We start from the raw sequence: 274 nt of genomic DNA, 5'->3' as shown, positions 1-274 counted from the left end.
AAATGCGTCGTGGTGTTTCACCTGCCGGCTGTCATCGCATCACCTGTCTTCCCCGTTGGGAAACTGGTGGGCCTAGGTGGACTTGAACCACCGACCTCGCGCTTATCAGGCGCGCGCTCTAGCCAGCTGAGCTATAGGCCCAGTTGGTGAGTAACCCCTTCAGCTACATTCTCTTTCAAAGAGCCGAGTCGCTCTGACTCGGTCCCTCAAAACCAAACAGCAAGCCCAGACGATTGCGAAACGTTGACCTGGTCGACCTATGGCAGCTTTCGCT

1 tRNA gene is annotated in these 274 nt (G+C 56.2%); it reads right to left on the bottom strand.

Annotation, left to right across the window (positions count from 1 at the left end):
• Positions 1-64: 64 nt before the first annotated feature.
• Positions 65-141 (bottom strand) — tRNA-Ile (locus Q664_RS47160).
• Between the last annotated feature and the right edge of the window lie 133 nt (positions 142-274).

Origin of the sequence: Archangium violaceum Cb vi76, from assembly GCF_000733295.1 — a bacterium.
GTDB classification, from domain to species: Bacteria; Myxococcota; Myxococcia; order Myxococcales; family Myxococcaceae; genus Archangium; species Archangium violaceum.
Note: the sequence above shows the minus strand (reverse complement) of the source record. Positions and strands in the feature narration are given on the sequence as shown.